Origin of the sequence: Janthinobacterium sp. BJB426 (assembly GCF_002735705.1) — a bacterium.
Classification (GTDB): Bacteria; Pseudomonadota; Gammaproteobacteria; order Burkholderiales; family Burkholderiaceae_D; genus Janthinobacterium.
In genome coordinates this window covers 115,816-139,136 of record NZ_PDZL01000016.1, presented here as the reverse complement: position 1 = coordinate 139,136, position 23,321 = coordinate 115,816, and the positions used below count along the sequence as shown (strand labels likewise).

The window sequence follows — 23,321 nt, the reverse complement described above, 5'->3', positions numbered from 1 at the left end:
TCTGTGCTTTCAGGCGGGTAGCGATCTGCAGGCCGGCAGCGTCGTCCATTGCCGAGTTGATGCGGTAGCCGGTGGACAGGCGGGTCATCGAGGTCGACAGTTGCGATTGGGTCTTGGCGATCGAGTTTTGTGCGGACAACGATGCGTTATTGGTGTGAAGGCTCAGCATTGTATTGCTCCTGTAGGATATATTCAGCGAGACGCGCTATTTTTCTGCTCTCACAAGCACAAGGCGGCCATTTTTACTTATGCATTAAATGCTACATGGAAATATTTTTTATCTTGCCCTGAAGCTGCGGTGATTTTTAGTTTCTGTGGAAATAATATCTAAAAATATACTTTTAACTATTTTTTATCGCATCGCGCGCGCGCAATTGCTCTTCTGCAATTAACAAACCCTGGTCGCGGCTTTTGATCCGCTTCGCGGGTGTGCCCGCATAGACTCCCCATGCCGGCAGCGACTTGGTGACCAGGCTGAGCGCGCCCACGGCGACGCCTTCGCCAAGCTGTGCGCCGGGCAGCACCACGCTGCCCGAGCCGATGATGACGTGCCTGCCCAGGTGGATGGCGCCGCTTTTGCAGTTTGTAAATTCCGCCGGCACGGTGGGGTTGGTCATGCTGGCCCCGCTGTAATCATCGGTCTTGCTGTACAGGCGCACGCCTTGCGACAAGCCGGCGTAGTCTTCCAGCGTGATGCCTGCGCCACCGAAGAGAAAGCAGCCGCCGCCAATGTGAACGTAGCTGCCGATGCGGATATGGCCACCTGCCGCCACCAGGGTGCTGTAGCCATCGATGCGCACGTTGTTGCCGATCGCGATATTGTCGATGCCGATGATGACGCAGTTCCTGGCGATGCGCACGTTGTGGCCGAGGCTGCGAAACCCCGCGCCGTGCAAGTCTTCTTCGGTGTAATAGCCGGGATTGAAAAGTTCAGACATGGTCATCCTTGTGCGGGTGTGCGGCGCCGGCGCCGGCTTCCAGGTGGCGGCGCTTGCTTTCTGCCAGTTCGGCAATGACGCGCAGCGCCTCGCCATCGTCGGCCGTCATGTTTTGCAGGAAATGCGCGTTGTTCTCGCGTATCCAGCTCAGCGGCAGTTCCCACCAGGCCAGCGCCAGCAGGGCTGCGCGCACTTCCTCGCTGAAGCGGAAGCGCAGCAGGCGCGCGGGCGTCCCTGCGTAAATGCCGTAGGGTTCGCTGCGGAAATTGGGCGGCACCAGCGTGCGCGCACCGATGACGCAGCCATTCTCGATGACCGCGCCGCCCAACATCATCGCCTCGTCGCCGATCCACACATCGTTCTTGATGACCGTATCGGCATATTGGGGAATCGGGCTGTTTTCCAGGCCCATGCCGCCCAATGCCAGAAGATACGTCGAAATGGTGCGCATGTCGTGCTGGCCGTTGAGGATGAAGCGCAGATTCGCGCCGCCGGAAACGTAGCGCCCGATTTGCAGGTGCTGCTCGGTCGAATCGTATTTGGCTTGCGAACCGATGCCGATGCCGGAACAGCGGCCGATGGTAAATTGCCCGAAGTCCGGCTCATTGCCCAGCCAGTTACGGAAAAAGCCATGCGGTATCAGGGTCTGTCCACCGTCCTTGTAGGACAGCACGGTAAATTGTGCCGCCCAGCGATGGTCGTCGATGGTGCCGAAAAAGTCGGTGTCTGTGGAAATATTCATGGAATCCTGCCGGCCTGTGCATGCCGCTCGATGATGGCGCAGATGGCATCGACCTGATCGAGGCCCAGGCCGGGATAGATGGGCAGGCAGATGATTTGCCGCGATGCCTGCAGCGCGTTCGGCAGATTGCTGTGGGCGGCGGTCGGCATGCTGCGGTACATGGGGAAGTCGCTGATGAGCGGATAGAAATAGCGGCGCGCGTAGATATCCTGGTCGCGCAGCAGCTGGAACAGTGCGTCGCGGCTGGTGCCGTAGGCTTCCTTGACGAGAATGGGGAAGTAGGAATGGTTGGCCGATTCCTCTTCGCCAGCCGGCAGGCAGTCGATGCCGGCGATGGCCGCCAGCCGTTCCCGGTAGCGGCCATCGATGGCGCGCCGCTGCAGGCGTGCCGCATCGATGCCCTTCAATTGCAGGAGGCCGAACGCGGCGTTGATCTCGCTCATCTTGCCGTTGATGCCGGGTGCCACCACCGTCACTTCGTCGACGAAGCCGAAATTTTTCAGATGGTCGATGCGCTGCTTGGTCTTGGCGTCGGGGCAGACGATCGCGCCGCCTTCAAAGGTATTGAAAATCTTGGTGGCGTGAAAACTCAGCACAGACAGGTCGCCGCAATTGAGCACGCTGCTGCCCTTGTGGCGCACGCCGAACGCATGCGCCGCGTCGTAGATGACCTTCAAGCCATAGTTGTCGGCGATCTTTTCGATGCGTTCCACGTCGCAGGGACGGCCATAGCAGTGCACCGGCATGATGGCGGTGGTGTGCGGCGTGATGGCTGCCTCGATCCTGGCGGGATCCATATTCAGGCTCAGCGGGTCGATATCGACAAAAATGGGCTTGATGCCATTCCAGAGCAGCGAGTGGGCGGTGGCGACGAAGGAGTAGGGCGTGGTGATCACTTCGCCGGTGATGCGCAGCGCTTGCAGGGCCGTGATCAGTGCCAGCGTCCCATTGGTAAACAGGCAGATGTGCTTGACGCCCAGATAGTCGCACAACGCCTGTTCCAGTTGCTGGTGGAACGGGCCGCCGTTGGTGAGGATTTTATTTTTCCAGATCTCTTCCAGATATGGCAGGAAGTCTTGCAAATCCGGCATGAGCGGCTGCGTGACGTAAATCGGCTTCTTGTCGCTCATGATGGCATCACCTGCTTGTTGGTGTCGCCTGGCGCAATGGCGAACGATGCCGGCGGCAAGCCGCTGCACCAGCGCTGCCACATGGTGCGGAACGCCTTTTCCATATTGTGGGCAATGGCCCGCGAGTCGGCCAGCGCCGACACTTGCATGCGGTTGCGCAAGTCTGCGCGCAGGACGGCCAGCTGCATGATGTTGCTAGATAAGAATATTCCCTTGCGGACGAAATCCTCGTCGTCGGTCGTGATGAAGGCGTCGAGACCCACATGCTGCAAGATGCAGGCGCCGGCATGGCTCGGTACGCTTGTTCCCTTGAGCGTCAGCGTGGGCACACCCATCCACAGCGCATGCAGCGTGGTGGTGCCGCCCGTGTACGGGAAGGTGTCGAGGCAGATGTCGATTTGCTGGTGCAAGGCCAGATAGCCGCCCAGGTGGGTGCGGCCGTGGAAGGTCAGGCGGTCGGCGGCGATGCCTTCCTGCGCGAACCAGGCTTGCAAGGTGGCGATATCGCTGTCTTTTTGCATGGCGGCAAGATGCATTTTCGCTTCGGGAAGGGCCCGCAGCAGCTTTGCCCAGCGGGCGATGACGCCTGGATTGAGTTTGCTGAGCCGATTGAAACTGCCGAAGGTCAGGTAGCCGTTGCCCAGCGCTGGTGCGCGGACCAGTTCCGGGGAGTCGGACGATGGCAGGAAGGGTACGCTGGCAGGCAGCAGCACGACTTTTTCCGTGAAGTACTTTTCATCGACGTCGAATTGCGGATCGGTCAGATAGTAATCCATGGTTTTCAGGCCCGTTGTGCCGGGATAGGCGATCCAGCTGACCTGAATCGGCGCCAGTTTGCGGCCAAAGGCCGTCAGGCGGTTGAAGGCCGTATGGCTGGACAGGTCGACCAGGATGTCGATGCCGTCCTCCCGGATCTTTTCCTGCAAGCTGCTGTCGCTCACCTCGATGATGTTTTGCCAATGGGGGAAATAGCCGCGCAGGCGCTGCGTGACGGCGTCTTCCAGCGTATTGTTGTAATAGGCGTACAGGCTCAGGCCGGGGCTGGCGCTCAGGTGCGCCACCACGGGCACGACGAAGTTGGACACCACGTGCGAATTGAAGTCGCCCGAGACAAAGCCGACCCTGATGCGCCGCGCGGGATCGTTGTCGTTGCCGAAAACGTGGCCTTCCGCTGTCGCGGCCGTGGACGGGCGGTCAAAGGCCTCGCCGAAGCGGCAATGTTCCTCAAACAGGCTTTGAGCGTCGATATCGACGCTATGGCTGAGGCAAAATAGCAGACCGCTGTGGCTCTCCGGAATATGCGATGCCACCGTCCGGGCGCGATAGCCGCTGGCAATGGCTTCCTCCAGATGGCCTTCGGCGTGGAGCAGCGAGCACAGGTTGATTTCTGCCGCCGCGTAGTCGGGCTTGATTTCCAGGGCGCGCCGGAACGCGGCCAGCGCTTCCTTGCTTTTGCCCATGGTGCGCATGATATTACCCAAATGAAAATGTAATTCTTCATCATCTGGCTCGGATTCCAGCGCCGTGTTCAGGCACGTCAATACATCCTGATACTGTTTCAGCACCAGGTAGGCGGCGACCAGATTGTTCCGTGCCGCCCGGTAATCGGGTTTGATCTGCAGCGCGCGCTGGAAGCTGCGCACGGCGTCCTGTACATTCCTGTTTTCGTGCAGCGCCTGGCCCAGCCGGTTATGCACCTCCGCGTCGTCCGGTAATGCAAGGGTGGCGGCGCGAAAGCTGTCGGCAGCGGCACCAAACTGTTTCTGGCGCAGCAGCGCATTGCCCAGATTAAACGTCGCCAGCGCGTAGTCTGGCTTCAAGGCCAGGGCGCGGCGGTAGCTCGCCACAGCCTCGTCCAGCCTGTTTTCCGCCTGGAGCAGGTTACCCAGGTTGCAGTGCGCCTCGGCAAACGCCGGCTCGATTTCGAGCGCCCGCAGATAGCAGTCGCGGGCTGCATCCAGTTTCCCGGCCGTTTGCCAGGCATTGCCCAGGTGCCCATGCGCCTGCGCATCGTGCGGCGCCAGTTCCACCGTCCGCTGCAGCGTGGCCAGAGCATCCTTGCCTTGCACCTGCAGGGCCGTCCCCAGCACGCTCCAGCCGAATGGCGAGTCTGGATAGGTTGCCAGCAATTGCCGGCAGGCCGCTTCCATCTGTTCATGCTGGCCCGCCTGGTACAACTGCACGATGTGGTCCATTTCCGGCTGCGACGGCGACAGGGCCGCCAGCGCGACCGCCTCCTGCGCCTGCTGGCGCAGCGCTTGCGAGGCAGCATTGTCGAGTCCGCGGGCGATGGCGGTGTCGACGATGTCGAGCGCTTCGTCGGGCTGTCCCGCCTGCAGCAAGCCCTGCGCATAGGATAGCCAGAACTGGCCCTCGTCCGGGGCGACGGACAGCGCCTTGCGCAAATACGGCAAGCCGGCCACATGCTGGCCTACTTGCCCGGCCAGCAAACCCAGGTTGTGGTTGGCGACGGCATGGTAGGGATGGGCCTGCAGGATCGACAGGTAGATTTCTTCCGCCTCGGCAAAACGCCCTGCCTGGTGTTCAGCGATGGCCAGCTGTAATTCGGTGTCGGGGGAGACTGCGGGAGGGAGGGTCGGGTGCATGGGCTGGGGCGGGCAAAAATGTTTAGCAACGGGAATTGTAACTGGTGACAGTGCCCGTGAGAAACTTTCCGAGGGGAATTTGTTGACGCACGCTGCCCGAATGCGCACTTGCTGTTGCAGTTAGTCCAAAGTGCGGGCAATTCTGATCCTTCTGACAAAAAAACAGCGCACTGCCGGACGGGAGTGCGCTGTTCTGGCCGATTCTCAGCCGGTGCTGCGATGCCTTGCAGTTACATATTCGGATAGTTCGGCCCGCCGCCGCCTTCCGGTGTCACCCAGACGATGTTCTGCGTCGGGTCCTTGATGTCGCAGGTTTTACAGTGCACGCAGTTCTGTGCATTGATCTGCAGGCGTTCGGCGCCGTCGTCGTTCTTCACGAACTCGTACACGCCGGCGGGACAGTAACGCGCTTCCGGACCCGCATACGTGGCCAGGTTGACGTCGACGGGCACGCTGGCGTTCTTCAAGGTCAGGTGGATCGGCTGATCTTCCGCGTGATTCGTGTTCGAAATGAACACGGACGACATCTTGTCGAAAGTCAGCTTGCCATCGGGTTTCGGATACACGATCTTTTTCGACTGGGCGGCCGGTTTCAGGCATTCGTGGTCGCCATGCGAGTGGTGCAGGGTCCACGGCGCCTTGCCGCGGAAGATCAGCTGGTCGATGCCCGTCATCAGGCTGCCCAGGTACAGGCCCTTCGACAGCCATGGCTTGACGTTGCGCGCCACGTGCAGCTCTTCATGCAGCCACGATTTCTCGAAAGCAACAGGATAGCTCGTCAGTTCGTCGTGCTGGCGCTGTTCGCCCAGCGCGCCGAAGGCTGCGTCCGCCGCCAGCATGCCGCTCTTGATGGCCGCGTGGCTGCCCTTGATGCGGCTCATGTTCAGGAAGCCCGCATCGCAGCCGATCAGCGCGCCGCCGGCAAACACCAGTTTCGGCAGCGATTGCAGGCCGCCGGCCGCGATCGCGCGCGCGCCGTACGAAATGCGCTTGCCGCCTTCGAAGAACTTGCGGATTTCAGGATGCGTTTTATAGCGCTGGAATTCCTCGTACGGCGACAGGTAAGGATTCTCGTAATTGAGGCCCACCACATAGCCGACCATCACCTGGTTGTTTTCCAGGTGGTACAGGAAGGAGCCGCCGTAGGTTTTCGTGTCCAGCGGCCAGCCGCTCGAGTGGATCACCAGGCCCGGTTTGTGCTGGGCCGGGTCGATTTCCCACAATTCCTTGATGCCGATGCCGTATGACTGGGGATCCTTGCCGGCGTTCAAGTCATACTTGGCCATCAATTGCTTGCCCAGGTGGCCGCGCGCGCCTTCGGCGAACAGGGTGTACTTGGCGTGCAATTCCATGCCCAGCTGGAAGTCGGGACCCGGTTCGCCATCGCGCTTGACGCCCATGTTGCCGGTCGCCACGCCTTTCACGGAGCCGTCGTCGTTGTAGAGGATTTCCGCGGCGGGGAAGCCGGGGAAGATTTCCACGCCCAGGTTTTCCGCCTGCTGGCCCATCCAGCGCACCACATTGCCCAGCGAGACGATGTAATTGCCGTGGTTTTCAAAGCAGGCCGGCACGGCGAAGCCTGGCGTTTTATATGCTTTCGTTTCGGTCAGGAACAGGATGCGGTCTTCCGTCACTTCCGTATTCAGGGGCGCGCCCAGTTCTTTCCAGTTCGGAATCAGCTCGGTCAGCGCTTTCGGGTCCATGATGGCGCCCGACAGGATATGCGCGCCCAATTCGCCGCCTTTTTCCAGCACGCAGACGGACACTTCCTGGTTCTTTTCAGCGGCCAGCTGCTTCAGGCGGATCGCCGCGGCCAGGCCTGCGGGGCCACCGCCGACGATCACCACGTCATACTCCATGGTTTCGCGCGGTCCGTACTGTTCAACTAAGTTATTAGGCTGTGTCATGGTCTCGATTTATAGTCACTAAATGGGTGGGTGAGGAATCTTCGAAGAAATTTAAGCACGAGTGTGCTTGTTTTTGGCGAGGATTGCAACTTTGGCGCCATTTTGCGTGACATTGCCCCTCGCCGCAATCTAAATCCGGCCATTTTGTGTAATGATGGCGTTTACCTTTGCTCAAGTGCGGCGCAGGGTATTTTGCCCCTGCGCCATCGGCACGGCGTAAAGTGTTATCTAAAATAAAACAGGAGTAGCTCGTGGGCATAGAAGTCAATTTCGAGGGCAAGATTGCCCTGATTACCGGCGCATCGAGCGGCCTTGGCGCGCGCTTTGCGAAAGTGCTGGCCCAGGCTGGCGCACAGGTCGTGCTGGCGTCGCGCCGCACCGAGCGCCTGAAGGAGTTGCGCGCCGAAATCGAAGCCGATGGCGGTGCCGCGCACGTGGTCTCGCTCGACGTGACCGACTTTGCCAGTATCAAGTCGGCCATCGCGCACGCGGAAACGGAAGCGGGCCCCATCGATATCCTCGTCAACAATTCCGGTGTCTCCACCACGCAACGCCTGGTCGACGTGACGCCCGAAGATTACTCGTTCGTGATGGACACCAACCTGCGCGGATCGTTCTTCGTGGCCCAGCAAACGGCCAAGCGCATGATCGCGCGCGCCAAGGGCGACCCGAAAAAACAGCACCGCATCATCAATATCGCCTCGATGGCGGGCTTGCAGGTGCTGCCGCAGATCGGTGTGTACTGCATGAGCAAGGCGGGCATGGTGCACATGACGCGCGCCATGGCCGTGGAGTGGGGAAAATATGGCATCAACACGAACGCCATCTGTCCCGGCTATATTTCCACGGAAATCAATGAAGATTACTTCGCCACCGAGCAGGGCAAGAAGCTGATCGAAATGCTGCCGAATAAACGTCCGGGCAAGCCGGAAGACCTCGACGGCCTGTTGCTGCTGCTGGCGGGCGAGGATTCGCACTTTATTAACGGCGCCATCATTTCCGCAGACGGCGGCATGAGTACCTTCTAAGGCGCCAGCCTGCGCTGCAGCCCTAGCGCTGCAGCTGCAGTCCCACCAGCTTGTGCACCAGCTCCGACGACGTCGAGGCGGCGAACTTGCGCATCAGCTTGGCGCGGTGCATTTCCACCGTGCGGGGGCTGAGGTCGATCTGGCGGGCGATGACCTTGCTGGTCTTGCCTTCCACCAGCAGGGCGGCGATTTCGCGCTCGCGCGGGGTCAGTTCCGCCGTCACGGGACGTTTCTCGCTGACATCCTCGAACGTCCAGATGCCCGGCCCCAGCGGTTCCTTCGGCAGCATGGCGTGGCCCGTGACGTGGCACCAGAACAATTCTCCATTACTGCGGCGCATGATGCGCTCGTCGGAATAGCGGCCTTTGGCGTTCATGATGGGGATGATGCGGTCACCTGTGCGCAGGAATTCGTCGTGCGTGGGGTAGAGTACTTCGAACGACTGGTCGTCCAGCTGGGCGCGCGCATAGCCGAACATGGCCGCCAGCGCTTCGTTGCAGCTGCGCATGATGCGGTTTTCCGACATGCACATGCCCACGGGCGCGTGCAGGAAGATACTTTCATAATCGATGGCTGACGCGGCGTTCATCTGATACGTATCACTCTCACAGGGGGATTGCTGGCACGGCGCCGGTAGTTCTACGGTATTGTACTTTCCACTCGCGTATTTTATGCTGAGTCGCTGCCTGAGTCATGGACTCAAGACCAAAGCTTAACAAAAGATAGAGGGACACCCATGAATAAAGTTTATCCTGACGCCGCCTCGGCGCTGGCCGGTATCGTCCAAGATGGCCAGACCATCGCCGTCGGCGGCTTCGGCCTGTGCGGCATTCCCGAAGCCCTGATCGGCGCCTTGCGCGATTCGGGCGTGACGGGCTTGACGGCCATTTCGAATAACGCCGGCGTGGACGGCTTCGGCCTGGGCCAGTTGCTGACCACGCGGCAGATCAAGAAAATGATCGCCTCCTACGTGGGCGAAAACAAGGAATTCGCGCGCCAGTACCTGGCGGGCGAGCTGGAACTGGAATTCACGCCGCAAGGCACCCTGGCCGAGAAACTGCGCGCCGGCGGCGCCGGCATTCCCGCCTTCTTCACCAAGACGGGCGTGGGCACCATCGTTGCCGATGGCAAGGAGCTCCGCGAATTTGACGGCGAGCAATACGTGATGGAACGCAGCCTCGTGGCCGATGTGTCGCTGGTGAAAGCCTACATGGCCGACCGCGCCGGCAATTTGGTTTATCGCAAGACGGCGCGCAATTTCAACCCGAACGTGGCCATGGCCGGCAAGATCACCATCGTCGAAGTGGAAAAACTGGTCGAAGTGGGCGAGATCGACCCGGACCAGGTCCACACGCCGAGCATCTTCGTGCACCGCATCGTGGTCAACGCGAACCCGGAAAAACGCATCGAGCAGCGCACCGTGCGCACTGAAGCATAAAGAAGAATACGGAGATAATCATGGCTTGGACGAGAGATGAAATGGCCGCACGCGCGGCAAAGGAATTGCAGGATGGCTTTTATGTGAACCTGGGCATCGGCTTGCCGACCCTGGTGGCGAATTATGTGCCGGAAAATATCGAAGTGTTCCTGCAGTCGGAAAACGGTTTATTGGGCATCGGCCCGTTCCCCACCGACGCGGAAGTCGATGCCGACCTGATCAACGCTGGCAAGCAGACAGTGACGGCCTTGCCCGGCGCCGCCTACTTCAGCTCGGCCGATTCCTTCGGCATGATCCGCGGCGGCAAGATCAACCTGGCCATCCTGGGCGCCATGCAAGTGTCGGAAAAGGGCGACCTGGCGAACTGGATGATCCCAGGAAAAATGGTCAAGGGCATGGGCGGCGCGATGGACCTAGTCGCCGGCGTCAAGCGCGTGGTCGTGCTGATGGAACACGTGGCCACGGCCAAGGATGGCACGACGTCGCACAAGCTGCTCAAGCAGTGCGACTTGCCGCTGACGGGCGTGGGCGTGGTCGACGTCATCATCAGCGACCTGGGCGTGATCGACGTGACGGAAAACGGCCTGAAGCTGGTGGAGCTGGCACCGGGCGTGACCAAGGAGCAGGTGCAGGCGGCCACGGGCGCTGAACTGGACGTGTCGGCAGTCTGAACACGCATGGGCAGATAAAAAAGCGGACAGCGATGTCCGCTTTTTTTTCGTCCGTTCGGCCGCAATGCCACAGCCCGCCTTGCGATGAGGGCGCTTTTGCTTGATAATGAGAATACTTCTCATTTAATGGTTTGCCTGTGCGGCGGGCCGTCGCCATGCCTGCCAGCCATTCTTTCTTCACAGTTGATCTCCAGCACGGCGATGCCGTGGGACAGCTGTATGGCGAGCATCATGGCTGGCTGCTGTCGTGGCTGCGCCACAAGCTGGGTTCCGCCCACTTGGCGGCCGACTTGGCGCACGATACCTTTTTGCGCGTGCTGACGTCGCGCGCCCACGTCACCCTGCTGCAGCCGCGCGCCTACCTGTGCACGATCGCGCATGGCCTGGCCGTGAATCACTGGCGCCGCCTCGACGTGGAGCGCGCCTATCTCGAAGCGCTCGCTTGCCTGCCGGAAGCGCTGGCACCGTCGCCGGAAGAGCGCCTGCTGGTGCTCGAAGCCTTGCACCAGGCCGACGCCATGCTGGCGCGCCTGCCGCACAAGGCGCGCCGCGCCTTTCTGATGCACCAGCTCGACGGCCATACCTATGCCGAGATCGCCCAGGAGCTGGGCGTGTCCGAGCGCATGGTGCGCAAATACATGGCGCAGGTCATGCTGCAGTGCCTGTCTTTGAGCCTGGCGGACTGACGTGGCGGCCGCATCACAGGCTCAGCGGCGCTACATCATCCTGCAGCAGGCGGCCGAATGGTTTGCCTTGCTGGAATCCGATGCGGCGGGCGAGGCGGAACGGGCCAAATGGCAGCGCTGGCTGGATGCCGATCCCATGCATGCCTCCACCTGGCAGCAGGTGCTGGCCATCAGCGGGCAATTTCGCAGCTTGCCGCCGGCGCCGGCCCGCGCCGCGCTGGCTGGCGGCGCGGCACAGGGACGGCGCGCTTTTGCCGCCATGCTGGTGGCGGCCGTGGGTGGCGTGGCCCTGTGGCAATGGAATAAGCGGGAGGACGATGCCGGCGTGGCCTTGGCCAATACGGGCTACGACAGCGGCGTAGGCCAGTTGCGCCAGCTGCGCCTGCCTGATGGCGGCATCTTGCAGCTGGATACGGACAGCCTGGCCGAGCTTGGCTACAACGCGACGGCGCGGCGCATCGTGCTGCGGCGCGGACGCATTCATGTCAGCAGTGCGCCCGACACGCAGCAGCCTGCGCGGCCCCTGCTGGTGCAGACGGCGCAGGGCACCCTGCGGGCATTGGGCACGCGCTTCGAGGTGCGCCAGTTCGATGGGTGCACGCAACTGTCCGTGGAACAGGGCGCCGTGGAAATCACGCCGCTGCAAGGTCCGGCCATCGTCGTGCCGGCCGGGCAGGGCGCGCAGTTTGACGCACATCACAGCGCTCAGCCTGTAGCAGCCAGCGCGGCGGCGCCCGCCTGGACACGCAGGATGTTGTTGGCCGATAACATGCGCCTCGATGATTTCCTGCAAGAATTGGGCCGCTACCGGCATGGCTACCTGGGTTGCTCGCCCGAAGTGGCGCACTTGCGCCTGGTGGGCGCCTATCCGCTCGATGACCAGCCGACGATTTTCTCCATGCTCGAAGCGAGCCTGCCCGTGCGGGTGCGCCAGCACATGCCGTGGTGGGTGTCGGTCTCGGCGCGGCATCAGCCCGACTAAAAATATTTTTCAAAAACAGGTTCCGCTTTTTGCGTCTCGCTTGGCAGACAAGTGAAAGCCGATCTCACTTTGAAAAGGAATCCCATGCCTGTCCTCGCCCACCTCCAGCCCCGCCACCGTCAACTGGCCCTGGCCATCCACCTCGCCTTGCTGGCGCTGCCCACCGTTGCCAGCGCGCAAGCCGCCACGGCGCATGCCGTGGAAGCCGTGCGCCAGTACGACTTGCCGGCCGGTGCCCTGAGCACGTCCCTGAGCCGCTTCGCGGGCCAGGCGGGCATCGCCCTGTCCGTCAACGCCAGCTTGACCGATGGCAAGAGTGCGCCCGCCCTGAGCGGCAGCTTTACGCCGGCGCAAGCCTTGCAGCGCTTGCTGGCGGGCAGCGGCCTGGAGGCGGTGGCGCGTGCGCCGGGCAGCTATCTGCTGAGGGTCACGTCCGCCACGCCGCTGGCGCAGGAGCAGGCCATGTCCGTCATCACCGTGGTGGGCAACTGGCTGGCCCATCCCGATGCGCAATCCGTGTTCGAACATGGCGGCGCGCGCAATGTGGTGGGGCGCGACGAGATCGTGCGCCTGGGCGCCACGGATGCGCGTGACGTGCTCAACCGCATTCCCGGCGTGCTGGCGCCCACGAATAACGGTACCGGCAGCCATGACATGGCCTTGAACTTCGGCGTGCGCGGCTTGAATCCGCGCCTGGCGGCCCGCTCCACCGTGTTGATGGATGGCATTCCCGTGCCGTTCGCGCCGTATGGTCAGCCACAGCTGTCGTTTGCGCCCATTTCCATGGGCAATATGGATGCCGTCGACGTGGTGCGCGGCGGCGGCGCCGTGCGCTACGGCCCGCAAAACGTGGGCGGCATCGTCAACTTCGTCACGCGGGCGATTCCGGAAAAGGCTTCGGGAGAAGTGAGCGTGCAGGGCGAGCAAAGCCCATCCTCGTCCAGCGACAGCATCAAGACGCACACCAGCGTGATGCTGGGCGGCACCATGGATAACGGCCTGGGCGGCGCGATCCTGTACAGCGGCGTGCGCGGCAGCGACTGGCGCGAGCACAGCGACACGAAAATCGACGACGTGATCCTGAAAGGGCGCTACCGCATCGATGGCGCAAGCACGGTGACGGCCATGCTGCAAAACTATGAAGGCAAGGCCGACATGCCGGGCGGCTTGACGACGGCCGCGTTCGCGCGCGACCCTTACCAGTCGACGCGGCCCTACGATAATTTCTGGGGCCGCCGCAACCTGGCCAGTCTCGCGTATGAATACAAGCCAGACCGCCAGCGCCAGCTCAGTGTGCAGGCCTTTTATACGGACACCTTGCGCAGCGGCTACCTGGATCAAGGCAAGAACCTGACCCTGTCGCCACGCAGCTACACGGTGCGCGGCGTGGAAACGCGCTATGCGCAAGCATTTCGCCTAGGGCAGACGCGCCATGAAATCGGCGTGGGCTACCGCTTCATTGACGAAGCCAGCCATGAATTGCGCTACTGGCGCCTGAAGACGGGCGGCATCCTGCCGACGGAAAGCAGCCCCATCGACCGTGACACGTCGGGCAGCACGCGCGCCCATGCGCTGTTCATCGATGACCGCATCGACATCGGCAACTGGACCATCACGCCGGGCTTGCGCAACGAACGCATCAAGTCCTACCAGGACAATAACTTGAACGGCAAGCGCGATGGCGGCAACTACAACGTGCTGTTGCCCGCCCTGAACGCCATTTACCACGTCAATGACGCCTGGAATGTGTATGCGAGCGGCGACAGTTCATTTGGCACGGTGCAGTACAGCAAGATGGCCAATGCCGTCGTCAGCGGCGGCGCCGAGCCGGAAAAGGCCCGTTCGTGGGAACTGGGCACGCGCTACCAGCAGGGCGGCTTGCGCCTTGATGCGAATGTGTTTTTGATCCGCTTCAGTAACCAGTACGAAAGCAACCAGCAAACGAATAGCGTGTATGCGCGCGGCAAGACGCGCCATCGCGGTATCGAAAGCAGCGTCCAGTATGAACTGGGGGCCGCCATACCGGCTTTGCGCGGCGTCAATGTGTATGCGAGCTACGCGCTGGTTGATGCGGCAATCAAGGAAGACGGCCCGAACTTCGGCAAGCAAGTGCCGTTTTCGCCGCGCCACAAGGGCACGGCCGGCGTCGGCTACCAGGCGGGCAAGTGGAGTGCCAGCGTCGACGGCATGTTCGAAGGTGCGCAGTTCGCCGATAGCGCGAACAGCGTGGCGGAAAATGCGGCCGGTAACAATGGCCGCATTCCCGGCTATGGGGTGTGGGCCGCGCGCGGCAGCGTCGATATCGGCGGTGGCCCGGTCCCATTCCGCCTGAGCCTGGGCATGAAAAACCTGTTTGATCGCCGCTATTTTACGCGCTCGTTTGACGACAACAACATGGGCAAGTATGCGGCCCAGCCGCGCACCGTGTATGTGCAGCTGAGCAGCCGTTTCTAGGCGCCGCAGCGTAAAAAAGCCCCGGCAAGCGCGTGCGTGCCGGGGCTTTATCTTGTCAGTAAAATTTTATGCCGCGCCAGCCTTGCCGCGCAAGCCGTCCAGGCTGTAGGCGCCAGCGCCCGCTACCGCGAAGTATAGGAAGGTGAAGCAATACATCACGGCCATTTCGCCGCCGTTCAGGATCGGCAGGAAGCCGGCGGGCGCATGCGCCATGAAGTAGGCGGCCGCCATCTGGCCCGACAGGATGAAGGCGACGGGGCGGGTGAACAGGCCAAGCAGCAGCAAGCTGCCGCCGACCAGCTCGATGACGCCGGCCGCGCCCATCACGGAAAACAGTTGCAGCCCGTCGAACATGGCCACATGCGGCGCGCCGAACAGCTTGGCCGTGCCGTGTTGCAGGAAGAGAAAGCCGAGAATGATGCGCAGCAGGCCCAGCAGGCGTGGGTTCCAGGTGGCGTAGAAGGCGGGCGAGAGGGACATGACGTACTCCATTCAAAAGTGAGGATGGTTCGGTGTCAGGCTTGCATTAACGCAATGTCATTATGCGCGAGCCAGGTGGCGAACAGGTGACAGTACTGTAATGGTTTTTCATTTATTGATCATCCTAGTAAATATTGATACATGATTTACTATTTGTTGATGATGCTGACAACAGTCTGGCGCATGAAAAAAGCCCCGCAGAGTGATCTGCGGGGCTTTTCAGGAGGATGTCTCGCTGTAAGGTATTGCTTACTTGACGATATTCACGGTCGGTGCAATGTAGGCGTCGTCGGTCGGGTGGGTTGGATGGGCCAGCTCGCTATGCAGCTTGTCCATGTCCAGTTCTTTTTCCCATTTCGACACGACGATGGTGGCCACGCCGTTGCCCACAAAATTGGTCAGCGCGCGGCATTCGCTCATGAAGCGGTCGATACCGAGGATCAGCGCCATGCCGGCCACGGGAATCGTCGGCACCACGGCCAGGGTGGCAGCCAGGGTGATGAAGCCGGCGCCCGTGATGCCGGATGCGCCTTTCGAGGTCAGCATCGCCACGCCCAGGATGGTCAGTTCCTGCCAGATCGTCAGTTCCGTGTTCGTGGCTTGCGCAACGAACAGGGCCGCCATTGTCATGTAGATGTTGGTGCCGTCCAGGTTGAACGAGTAGCCGGTAGGCACGACCAGGCCGACGACTGGTTTGGAGCAACCCAGGCGCTCGAGTTTTTTCATCAGGGCCGGCAGGGCCGATTCCGACGAGCTGGTACCGAGCACGATCAGCAGTTCTTCCTTGATGTACAGCAAGAAGCGGCCGATGGAGAAGCCCGTGTACTTGGCGATCAGGCCCAGCACGACGAAGACGAACAGGAAGCAGGTCAGGTAGAACGAACCCATCAGTTTCGCCAGCGGGATCAGCGAAGCCAGACCGTATTTACCGATGGTAAAGGCCATCGCACCGAATGCGCCGATGGGAGCGACTTTCATGATGATGTTGACCATGCCGAAGATGGCATGCGACAGTTCGTCGATCAGCTTGGTGACCGGACGGCCGCGCTCGCCCAGCAGGGACAGCGAAAAGCCGAACAGGATGGCGATCAACAGTACTTGCAGGATGTCGCCCTTGGCGAAGGCGTCGACGAAGGTCTTCGGGATGATATTCATCAGGAAGTCGACGGTGGTCAAGCCTTCGGCGTGCGTGTATTGCGCGATGGACTTGGCATCGAGGTGGGCCGGATCGGCGTTGAAGCCGGCGCCCGGTTTGAGGATGTTAGCCACCAGCAAGCCGATGGCCAGCGCGAAGGTGGAGACCACTTCGAAGTACAGCAGCGCCTTGCCGCCCACGCGGCCGATTTTCTTCACGTCCTGCATGCCGGCGATGCCGGAGACCACGGTACAGAAGATCACCGGGGCGATGATCATCTTGATCAGTTTGATAAAGCCGTCGCCCAGCGGTTTCATGTCGACGGCGTTCGAGGGGTAGAACACCCCCAGCAGTACGCCAGCGACGATGGCGAACAGCACCTGGACGTACAGGATTTTATAGAATGGTTTTTTCACGAGTGGTCTCCTCTTGCGGGTTGATGCTGCGATCATCCGCCCATTGCCAGGCCGGCTCAATTGTGGATAACCGCAGATATGCATTTTCGCTATATCGGGTATTGCGCCATGGCGAACGTGCCGGCACTGTGCTGCGGCGCAGCATTTCAGGCGTGTGCTTGGAGCATTGCCCGCGCTGCGCTACACTGCCGTAGCGTCGCGCGCGAGGCAACCGGCAAATCGCCGGTTTCTTTATTTTTTACTACCAAATAACGACGCCGGATAAAACCGTAGCGAGCGGAAGGGAGTTGTGGCCGAGAAGCGCAACCGTACTTAAGTACGGTGAGCATCGCAGGCCGCAAACACCGACGCGCAGTAGGTTTTCTCCGGTGTTATAAGGAATCGCATGATCGAAGCGAGCATCAAGTCAGTGCAATGTATCTCCCCCGCAGGCTTGCACACCATGTCGTATAAAGAGTGGGGCGCGGCCGATAATCCGAACGTGCTCGTCTGCGCCCACGGCGTGACGCGCGTGGCGGACGACTTCGACAACCTGGCGCGCGCTATGGCCAGCGATTACCGCGTGATCTGCCCCGACGTGGTGGGGCGTGGGCGCTCGGGCTGGCTGGCCAACCCGCAGTTTTACCGCGTACCGCAATATGTGAGCGACATGGTGACCCTGCTGGCGCGCGTGCTGGCCAACGGCGAGCGCCAGACGGTGGACTGGTTCGGCACCTCGATGGGCGGCTTGATCGGCCTGGGCCTGGCATCATTGCCCAACAGCCCGATCAGCAAGCTAGTGCTGAACGATATCGGCCCGACGCTGGCGCCCGAAGCCTTGCAGCGCATCGGCGACTACATCGGCCAGGACCTGCGTTTCGAAACCTTCGAGCAGGGCGCCAGGTTTGTGCGCGACGTGTCCGCCAGCTTCGGCCCGCACACGGACGCGGAATGGCATAAACTGGCGGTGGATGTGTTGCGCCAGGATAAGGATGGCCACTGGCGCCGCCACTATGATATGGGACTGGCCATGCCGTTCCGCTCGGCCACGCCGGAATCGGCGGCCAGCGATGAAGCCATGCTGTGGGCCGCGTATGATGCCGTACGCTGCCCCACCTTGCTGGTGCGCGGCTCGGAATCCGATTTGCTGTCGCATGAAACGGCCACGCGCATGCTGGGCCGCGGCCCGAAGGCTGAGCTGGTGGAAATCGCCGGCGTAGGCCATGCGCCCACTTTCGTGCACGACGACCAGATCGCCATCGCGCGCAAGTTTTTGCTGGGCAAGTAATAATCAGTAACGCTGTACAGATTTTGAAACAACCGAAAGAAGAAGCATGGAAATTACACGACTGCACGTAGGCAAACGCCTCTCCGAAGTAGCCATTCACAACAACACCATCTACCTGGCTGGCCAGATCGCCGAAGACACCACGCAAGGCATCGTCGGCCAGACGCGCGAAGTGCTCGGCCACGTCGACCGTTTGCTGATGGAAGCGGGCAGCGACAAGACTTGCATCCTGTCGTGCCAGATCTACATCGCCGACATGAAGGATTTTCCCGGCATGAATGAAGTGTGGGACGACTGGGTCGCGTCAAGCCACACGCCGCCGCGCGCCACGGTGGAAGCGAAGCTGGCCAATCCGGCTTGCCTGGTGGAAATCGTCATCATCGCTGCAGAGCGTTAAGTCATCAAGTTGTTGGGTTATTAAGTTTAAAGGTATCACATGGTTTCCATCTCGGCCCCGAATAGCGTCACCTCGGAACAACTGGTAGAGGGCTTGAGCGCGCCGGACAGCGCGCGCGTGCTGGACGCGTTCGCGTATGCCACCGAAGCATATGGCGACAAGCTGACCTTTGCCGGCCGCTCCGCGCTGGACTTCGCCGTCGGCGTGGCCACCACGCTGGCTTTCCTGCGCAGCGATGCGGAAACGCGCATCGCCGGCCTGATGTTCGAGCTGACCCTGCTGGAGCCGGATACGGCGGCCGATATCGAGCCCCGCTTCGGCAAGCAGGTGTGCGACCTGGCAACAGGCGTGCGCCAGCTGATCCGCTTGCGCGCGCTGACCCAGGCGCAGCACGGCAGCGCTGGCGGGCGCGGCAAGAATGCGGCGCAGCAAGCCGTGGCCCAGGTGGAAACCTTGCGCAAGATGTTGCTGGCGATGGCTTCCGACATGCGTGTCGTGCTGGTGCGCCTGGCTTCTTGCGTGACGACCTTGCGTTACTTTGCCGAACTAAAACTGTTCAATGAAATGACGCGCGAGTACGGCAAGGAAACCCTGGACCTGTACGCACCGCTGGCCAACCGCCTCGGCATCTGGCAGCTGAAGTGGGAGCTGGAAGACTTGTCGTTCCGCTTCATCGAGCCGGAAGCGTATAAACGCATCGCCAAGATGCTGGAAGAAAAGCGCATGATGCGCGAGGGCTTTGTTTCCTCGGCGATTTTGCGCCTGCAGACGGAACTGGCTTCGGCCGGTATCCAGGCGGAAGTATTTGGCCGCCCGAAACACATTTACAGCATCTGGAACAAGATGCGCGGCAAGGAACTCGATTTCACGGCCCTGTACGATGTGCGCGCCTTCCGCGTCATCGTTGCCGACGTGAAAACTTGCTACACGGTACTGGGCGTGGTCCACAATATCTGGACCCCCATCCCGAAAGAATTCGACGATTACATTTCGCGGCCGAAACCGAACGGTTACCAGTCGCTGCACACGGTGGTGACGGCCGAGGATGGCCGGCCGCTGGAAGTGCAAATCCGCACGAATGAAATGCACAGCTTTGCCGAATACGGCGTGGCTGCGCACTGGCGCTACAAGGAAGAGGGCGGTTCGAATTTTGCCGGCCAGAAATACGACGAAAAGATCGCCTGGCTGCGCCAGTTGCTGGCCTGGAAAACGGAAGTGGCCGACGCCGTCGTGGGCCAGGAAGAAATCCAGCGCGAATGGGTGGAAAAACTCAAATCGGCCACCCTGGACGACCGCATCTTCGTCATGACGCCGCAAGCGCGCGTGCTGGAATTGCCCGTGGGCGCCACGCCCGTCGATTTTGCGTATCACCTGCACACGGACGTGGGCCACCGCTGCCGCGGCGCCAAGGTCGACGGCATCATGGTGCCCCTGAATACGCAACTGAAAAACGGCCAGACCTGCGAAATCATCACGGCCAAGGGCGCACCGGGCACGGCCGGGCCGTCGCGCGACTGGCTCAGCGCCGGCTACGCCGTCAGCACGCGCACGCGCTCGAAAATTCGTGCCTGGTTCCATGCCATCGACATGCAGGAAACCCTGGCCCATGGCCGCGCGCTGGTGGAAAAGTCCTTGCAGCGCGAAGGCAAGACAGCCGTCAACCTCGAAGCGCTGGCGCAAAAGCTGGGCTTTGCGAAAGTCGACGAGCTGTTCCTGTCGGTCGGCAAGGATGAGTTCAGCCTGCGCCACGTGGAGCAGGCGCTGCACGACAATGGCGAAGTGGTAGTGCCGGAAGACGCCGTGCTGGTGGGCAAGAGCCGCGCATCCAGCGTGGAGCAGGGCGCCAAGTCGGGTGTGCTGGTGGTGGGCACCGAAGGCTTGATGACGGTGCTGGCCAAGTGCTGCAAGCCGGCGCCGCCGGACAGCATCGTCGGTTTTGTGACGCGCGGCAAGGGTGTGTCGATCCACCGCGCCACGTGTAAAAACTTCGAGGAAATGCGCGCCAAGTCGCCCGAACGGGTGATCTTCACGGAATGGGGCAGCACGGGCGGGCACGACACCGTGTATCCGGTCGATATCTTCATCCTGGCCGGCGACCGCCAGGGCTTGCTGCGCGACATCTCCGAAATCTTTTCGCGCGAAAAGATCAACGTGATTGGCGTCAACACCCAAAGCGCCAAGGGCCAGGCCCGCATGACCTTTACGGCCGAGATCAGCTCGACGGCGCAGTTGTTGAAGGCGCTGAATGTGATCAAGGATGTCAGTGGCGTGTTAGAGGCACGCAGAAGTTAGTGTATCTTGGGGTCAGACCCTCAAGCTCGCTAACGCAGAGCTCTGCGCTAACGTGGCCGGGGGTCTGACCCCAGTCCTTGCTAGTGGGTTTTGTCACCCTGATGCAACCCCGCCATCGCTGCCGTCTCAGGCTGCAGAGTAATATGGTCGATGCCATGCTTACTCAATAACATCTTCTTGATCGCCCGCAATACCTTCGGCCAATGGTCGAGGTGCTCGATTTCCACGTGGCCGATCAGGGCCGGCTGGCCGGGCGACATGTCCCACACATGCAGGTCGTGCACGGCAATCACGCCGTCCACTTGCTCCACGTCCGCGCCCACCTGAATGTAGTCGATATGCATGGGCACGCCTTCCATCAGGAAGTGGTACGACTCGCGCAGCACGCCGAACGTGGATTTCAGGATCAGCAGGGAGACCAGCACGGACAGCAGCGGGTCGATCTGCATCCAGCCCGTAAAGTAAATGACGGCGCCGGCGACGATGGCGGCGACCGAGCCGAGCAAGTCGCCCATCACATGCACGAGGGCGGCGCGCGTGTTGACGCTTTGCTTGTCTTTCGACAATACCCACGCCACCACCACGTTGATCGCCAGGCCGATAAAGGCGACGATGAAGACCATGCCGCCCTTGACGGGTTGCGGGGAGGAAAAGCGCAGCGCAGCTTCATAGCAGATCCAGCCCACCACGCACAGCATGGCCAGGCCGTTGACGAAGGCGGCCAGCGCTTCGGCGCGGCCAAAGCCGAACGAATGGCGCGGCGAGGGCGGGCGGCGCGCGATGAGCTGCGCCAGCAGTGCCAGGCCCAGCGCTGCCGCGTCCGTGACCATGTGGCCCGCGTCGGAAATCAGGGCCAGCGAATTGGACAGGAAGCCGGCCGCCACCTCGATGCCGGCAAATGACAGGGTCAGGCCCAGCGCCCACGCGAGGATGCTCTGGCTGCGTCCCTCGAACGAGTGGGTGTGCTTGGCGTCGCCTTTCAGGTGGGCGTGCAAATGGGTGGCGTCGTGTTCGGTGTGCGTCGGCTGCATGGAATGCTTTGTGGAATGATGTTGCCGTCAGTGTAATTGAAAAGCAACAACATAGTCGGCACGTAAAAAAACCTGCAGGCCCGGAGGCGCTGCAGGTTTTACCTGGAACAAACAATGTTACTGTACTGCCGTCTCGCCAAACTTACCTTCGCGGAAATCCTGCACGGCCTGGAATACTTCCGCCTGGGTATTCATGACAAACGGGCCATATTGCGCGATGGGCTCGTTCAAGGGCTGGCCGGCGACGAGGATCACGCGGCCGCCTTCGGGCGCGTCGATGCGCACGCCGTCGCTGCCTGGCGTGTTGGCGAAGATGGCCATGCGCAAGGCGGGCACGGCCTTGCCGTCCACCTGCACTTCGCCACGGAAGGTGTAGAGGAAGGCGTTATGGCCTGGCGGCAAGGACTGCTCGAAACTGCTGCCGGCCGGCAAGTCGATATCGAGATACAACGGTTCCGTCAGTTCACGCTGCACGGCGCCCGTCACGCCATGGCTCTCGCCGGCGATCACTTGCACGGCCACGCCAGCGTCCGTCGTGTAGCGGGGGATTTCGCTGCTGGTGAAATCGCGGTACCACGGCGTGCGCATCTTGTCGCGCGCGGGCAGGTTCAACCACAGCTGAAAACCTTCCATGACGCCTTCTTCCTGCTCCGGCATTTCCGAGTGGATCACGCCGCTGCCGGCCGTCATCCATTGCACGCCGCCCGAGGTCAGCAAGCCTTCGTGGCCGGCGCTGTCCTTGTGGCGCATGCGCCCCGTGATCATGTACGACACCGTTTCAAAGCCGCGGTGCGGATGCTCGGGGAAGCCGGCGATATAGTCGTTCGGCTTGTCGCTGGCGAAATTGTCGAGCATCAAAAACGGGTCGAGACGGCGCTGCAGCTGCTGCGTCAGCACGCGGTTGATCTTCACGCCGGCGCCATCCATGACGGCCTGGCCGGCGATCACGCGCTCGATGGCGCGTGGCTTGTTGACGGTGATGATGTCGCTCATTGCTTTCTCCTCTAGGCCAGGACGGCGCCAGTGCGCCGCCCCTTTCACTGCTGGGATTACATCGGGATCACACCAGGATGGCGTTGATCTCGGCGTCCGCTTGCGCTTGCGCCTTGGCCACGGCTTCCGGGCCCATGCCCATGCCTTCCGAATACACGTATTGCACGTCGGTCAGGCCCAGGAAGCCGAACATGGTGTTCAGGTAAGGCACCTGGCTATCGTTGGCGCTGTCGCGGTGCAAGCCGCCGCGGGACAGGCCCACGTAGACTTTCTTGCCGGTCAGCAGGCCAACAGGGCCGTTTTCCGTGTACTTGAAGGTGACGTTGGCGCGGGCAATCGCGTCGAACCAGCTTTTCAGTTGCACGGTGATACCGAAGTTGTACATCGGCGCGCCGATGACGATCACGTCAGCTGCTTGCACTTGCGCAATCAGCGCGTCGTCCAGGGCGATGCGGGCCGCCTGCTCCGGCGTGCGCTTGTCCGCTGGCGTGAACAGCGCTTGCAGGGTCGGCTCGTCGAGCACGGGGTGCGGTGCGGCAGCCAGGTCGCGGCGGACCAGGGTGGCGCCGGGGTTGGCCGCTTGTACGCGGCTAGCGATGGCGTCAGCCAAACGGGTCGAGGCGGAACCGGTGCTGCGGGCGCTGGAATTGATTTGCAGGATGTTCATCTTGTTTCTCCGTTGTGAGGTGTCTTGCGATGGATGAACTATAGCAATTCCAAAATTGATG

Annotated in this window: 21 protein-coding genes; 9 read left to right on the top strand and 12 right to left on the bottom strand. The window is 61.5% G+C overall.

Annotation, left to right across the window (positions count from 1 at the left end; genetic code table 11):
- The 6 genes from CSQ93_RS22275 to CSQ93_RS22250 all read right to left on the bottom strand — a co-directional run.
- Positions 1–169 (bottom strand): flagellin N-terminal helical domain-containing protein (locus CSQ93_RS22275; RefSeq protein ID WP_442778345.1); only part of this gene is annotated, 169 nt, incomplete at its 3' end.
- A 172-nt stretch (positions 170–341) separates the two neighbouring features.
- Positions 342–938 (bottom strand): acyltransferase, encoded by a 597-nt coding sequence (locus tag CSQ93_RS22270; protein ID WP_099379922.1) that lies wholly within the window; start codon positions 936–938, stop codon positions 342–344.
- The gene (locus CSQ93_RS22265; RefSeq protein WP_099379911.1) at positions 931–1,680 is read right to left on the bottom strand and encodes a CatB-related O-acetyltransferase; all 750 of its coding nucleotides are present in this window, start codon (positions 1,678–1,680) and stop codon (positions 931–933) included. The genes CSQ93_RS22270 and CSQ93_RS22265 overlap by 8 nt, the downstream gene beginning before the upstream one ends.
- A complete protein-coding gene (locus tag CSQ93_RS22260; RefSeq protein ID WP_099379910.1) occupies positions 1,677–2,810 on the bottom strand; it encodes a DegT/DnrJ/EryC1/StrS family aminotransferase in 1,134 nt (377 codons plus the stop codon). The genes CSQ93_RS22265 and CSQ93_RS22260 overlap by 4 nt, the downstream gene beginning before the upstream one ends.
- A complete protein-coding gene (locus CSQ93_RS22255) occupies positions 2,807–5,416 on the bottom strand; it encodes a tetratricopeptide repeat protein (protein ID WP_099379909.1) in 2,610 nt (869 codons plus the stop codon). The genes CSQ93_RS22260 and CSQ93_RS22255 overlap by 4 nt, the downstream gene beginning before the upstream one ends.
- 230 nt (positions 5,417–5,646) lie before the next feature.
- Positions 5,647–7,323 carry an electron transfer flavoprotein-ubiquinone oxidoreductase gene (locus CSQ93_RS22250; protein WP_199534476.1) on the bottom strand — a complete coding sequence of 559 codons (1,677 nt, stop codon included), beginning with the start codon at positions 7,321–7,323 and terminating at the stop codon, positions 5,647–5,649.
- A gap of 251 nt (positions 7,324–7,574) precedes the next feature.
- On the opposite strand from CSQ93_RS22250, the gene CSQ93_RS22245 reads away from it, so the two are divergent.
- Positions 7,575–8,351 carry an SDR family oxidoreductase gene (locus CSQ93_RS22245; RefSeq protein ID WP_034752351.1) on the top strand — a complete coding sequence of 259 codons (777 nt, stop codon included), beginning with the start codon at positions 7,575–7,577 and terminating at the stop codon, positions 8,349–8,351.
- A 22-nt stretch (positions 8,352–8,373) separates the two neighbouring features.
- Here the strand turns inward: CSQ93_RS22245 and CSQ93_RS22240 are convergent, their stop codons facing one another.
- Positions 8,374–8,940 carry a LuxR C-terminal-related transcriptional regulator gene (locus CSQ93_RS22240; RefSeq protein WP_046684925.1) on the bottom strand — a complete coding sequence of 189 codons (567 nt, stop codon included), beginning with the start codon at positions 8,938–8,940 and terminating at the stop codon, positions 8,374–8,376.
- Between the two features lie 147 nt (positions 8,941–9,087).
- Between CSQ93_RS22240 and CSQ93_RS22235 the strand changes: the two genes are divergently transcribed.
- From CSQ93_RS22235 to fecA, 5 genes are all read left to right on the top strand, one after another.
- On the top strand, positions 9,088–9,789 hold the full coding sequence (locus CSQ93_RS22235) for a CoA transferase subunit A (protein WP_034784215.1): 702 nt from the start codon (positions 9,088–9,090) through the stop codon (positions 9,787–9,789).
- A 20-nt stretch (positions 9,790–9,809) separates the two neighbouring features.
- Complete coding sequence (locus CSQ93_RS22230; RefSeq protein WP_035818065.1) at positions 9,810–10,460, top strand: CoA transferase subunit B; 651 nt, start codon at positions 9,810–9,812, stop codon at positions 10,458–10,460.
- 155 nt (positions 10,461–10,615) lie between these two features.
- Positions 10,616–11,146, top strand: coding sequence for a sigma-70 family RNA polymerase sigma factor (locus tag CSQ93_RS22225; RefSeq protein WP_099379921.1), 531 nt, complete (start codon positions 10,616–10,618; stop codon positions 11,144–11,146).
- A gap of 1 nt (position 11,147) precedes the next feature.
- Positions 11,148–12,128, top strand: a complete 981-nt coding sequence (locus CSQ93_RS22220; protein WP_099379907.1) for a FecR domain-containing protein — start codon at positions 11,148–11,150, stop codon at positions 12,126–12,128.
- 84 nt (positions 12,129–12,212) lie between these two features.
- Positions 12,213–14,582 carry a TonB-dependent Fe(3+) dicitrate receptor FecA gene (fecA, locus tag CSQ93_RS22215; RefSeq protein WP_099379906.1) on the top strand — a complete coding sequence of 790 codons (2,370 nt, stop codon included), beginning with the start codon at positions 12,213–12,215 and terminating at the stop codon, positions 14,580–14,582.
- Between the two features lie 66 nt (positions 14,583–14,648).
- On the opposite strand, the gene CSQ93_RS22210 is transcribed toward fecA, so the two are convergent.
- Both CSQ93_RS22210 and CSQ93_RS22205 read right to left on the bottom strand, forming a co-directional pair.
- Positions 14,649–15,062, bottom strand: a complete 414-nt coding sequence (locus tag CSQ93_RS22210) for a DoxX family protein (RefSeq protein ID WP_099379905.1) — start codon at positions 15,060–15,062, stop codon at positions 14,649–14,651.
- Positions 15,063–15,311: 249 nt separating this feature from the next.
- Complete coding sequence (locus CSQ93_RS22205; protein ID WP_233516296.1) at positions 15,312–16,649, bottom strand: dicarboxylate/amino acid:cation symporter; 1,338 nt, start codon at positions 16,647–16,649, stop codon at positions 15,312–15,314.
- Between the two features lie 349 nt (positions 16,650–16,998).
- Here CSQ93_RS22205 and CSQ93_RS22200 point away from each other — a divergent pair, with 349 nt between their 5' ends.
- The 3 genes from CSQ93_RS22200 to CSQ93_RS22190 are packed head-to-tail and all read left to right on the top strand — an operon-like array spanning position 16,999 to position 20,569.
- Positions 16,999–17,880: an alpha/beta fold hydrolase gene (locus CSQ93_RS22200; protein WP_099379903.1), complete on the top strand. Its 882-nt coding sequence runs from the start codon at positions 16,999–17,001 to the stop codon at positions 17,878–17,880.
- A gap of 46 nt (positions 17,881–17,926) precedes the next feature.
- Entirely contained in the window at positions 17,927–18,277 is a 351-nt protein-coding gene (locus tag CSQ93_RS22195; protein ID WP_099379902.1) for a RidA family protein, read from the top strand.
- 39 nt (positions 18,278–18,316) lie between these two features.
- On the top strand, positions 18,317–20,569 hold the full coding sequence (locus CSQ93_RS22190) for a RelA/SpoT family protein (RefSeq protein WP_099379901.1): 2,253 nt from the start codon (positions 18,317–18,319) through the stop codon (positions 20,567–20,569).
- A gap of 80 nt (positions 20,570–20,649) precedes the next feature.
- Here CSQ93_RS22190 and CSQ93_RS22185 read toward each other — a convergent pair whose 3' ends face one another.
- From CSQ93_RS22185 to CSQ93_RS22175, 3 genes are all read right to left on the bottom strand, one after another.
- Positions 20,650–21,600, bottom strand: a complete 951-nt coding sequence (locus CSQ93_RS22185; protein WP_099379900.1) for a cation diffusion facilitator family transporter — start codon at positions 21,598–21,600, stop codon at positions 20,650–20,652.
- Between the two features lie 117 nt (positions 21,601–21,717).
- Positions 21,718–22,593 carry a pirin family protein gene (locus tag CSQ93_RS22180; protein ID WP_099379899.1) on the bottom strand — a complete coding sequence of 292 codons (876 nt, stop codon included), beginning with the start codon at positions 22,591–22,593 and terminating at the stop codon, positions 21,718–21,720.
- A gap of 67 nt (positions 22,594–22,660) precedes the next feature.
- The gene (locus tag CSQ93_RS22175; RefSeq protein WP_099379898.1) at positions 22,661–23,260 is read right to left on the bottom strand and encodes an FMN-dependent NADH-azoreductase; all 600 of its coding nucleotides are present in this window, start codon (positions 23,258–23,260) and stop codon (positions 22,661–22,663) included.
- Positions 23,261–23,321: the final 61 nt, after the last annotated feature.